Source organism: Burkholderia sp. Ac-20379, assembly GCF_017104645.1.
Lineage (GTDB): Bacteria > Pseudomonadota > Gammaproteobacteria > Burkholderiales > Burkholderiaceae > Burkholderia.
In genome coordinates this window covers 1-1,700 of record NZ_JAAGPF010000637.1, presented here as the reverse complement: position 1 = coordinate 1,700, position 1,700 = coordinate 1, and the positions used below count along the sequence as shown (strand labels likewise).

Annotated in this window: 1 pseudogene; it reads left to right on the top strand. The window is 69.6% G+C overall.

Annotated elements, in window-relative coordinates:
• Positions 1 to 1,622 (top strand): annotated as a pseudogene (locus G3N92_RS33460) (tetratricopeptide repeat protein); the annotation flags it as partial.
• Positions 1,623 to 1,700: the final 78 nt, after the last annotated feature.

Here is a 1,700-nt window from a genome sequence, read left to right as displayed (position 1 = left end):
AGGCCGAGGTGCGGCTGGCGCGGCTGTCGGCGCGCGAGGCCCGTGCGCTGGGCGATCTGGACACCGCGCTGGCGCGCTGCGAGGCGGCGCGCTTCGCGCTCGGCGACGGCAACAGCGACGATTTCGTCGAATTCGAGCTGCCCTGGCTGATGCAGGCCGGGCGTCACGAGGCCGCGGGGCGGCGCGCGTTCCTGCATCTCTACGATCAGGAAACCTCGTCGCAGGCCGGCGCGCTGCGCATCATCCACGAGCGGCTCGCCGACCCGGCCGACACGCTGATCTGGTGGCCGCTCGCCGCGCTGCGCGCCTGCAACCTGACCTCCACGCTCGAGCATTTCATCGAGTGCGGCCGCGGCCAGGACGGCGAGATCGTCACGCGCTCGCCGTTGCACGCGCAACTGTTCGCGGCGGCCGGCAAGCTCGAGGGTGATGCGTTGCGCGAAGCCGTGTTCGACGCCGCGTGCGCGGTGCTCGAACAGCGCGCGCCGGGGCATCCATGGTTCGTGCGGATCGCGTCGCCGCTGGCCGGCGAATTCGGCCGCATCGACGCCACCACCGAGGCGGCGCGCCTGCTGTCGGCGATCGAGCAGGGCGGGCTCAACGACCGGCGCAGCGCCTATGCGCAGCTCAATGCGCGGCGGCGTTCGCTCGGCGTGGAACGCGCGATGGCGTTGCCGCCGCCCGCGCCCGACGGCGGCTACGATTGCTACGCGCTCGGCTGCACGCTCGACGACAACGATCCGTGGTACGAAGAGATCGAACGGCTGCCCGGCGAGGACGGTTCGCGCGTCGGGTTCCGGAAACTGCGCAGCCTGAAGGCGCGCATCTACGAACACGGCCGCATGCAGATGGAGCGGTTCGCCGAAACCGGGCGCGGCCATCCGGGCGATGCGGGCGCGCACCTGTATTCGATGCTCTGCAACAACCTCGCGATCATCTACCGCTTCGACGAGCAGCGCTACGACGAGGCGATCGACCTGCACCAGCGCGGCATCGCCGTCAGCCCGTTCGCCGAGCATTACCACGGTATCCTGAATTGCCGGATCGCGCAGGGCGATCACGAGGCCACCGTCGCGGCCGGCGAACAGCTCTGGCATTTCGCGAACGAATTCGGTTATAGCCGCCACGACGTCAACGAGCAGTGCGGCGAGATGCTGCGTGCGCTGGATCAGCTCGGCCGCCATTCCGAAAAGCTGATCTGGCTGCAGCGCCTGATCGAGTGGCAGCGCGGGAACGACGAGGACGACGCGCGGCTGTCGACCGATGCGCTGCACGCCCGGGTGCAGTGCGCGTTCTATCTGGCGGGCCCGTACGACGAGCAGGCGCGGGCCCTGTGGGCCAGCTTGCGCGAGCAGGTCGAGGCCTCCGATTCGCCGAAGGTGCTGTCGATGACGGGCGATTACATGCGTGCCGCGGGCAACAAGCCCGAGGCCGTCCGGTTCTACGATCGCCTGCTCGAAGTGAATCCGCATTCGCCGGATCCGATCCTGTTCGACGACGATTCGATCCCGAGGCTGCTCGCGAAGATGGATGCGCGCGCCGAGGCCGACACCAACACGCCGGCCGCACCGGCCGCCGCCGGCGCGGCGGGCAAGCGTGCATGGTGGAAATTCTGGCAATGAACGTGCGCGGGAATCAGGGCGGCTACGCGCCGCGCAATGCGCTGAACGCCGACGCGCTGAAGGCCGCGATCGCCGCCA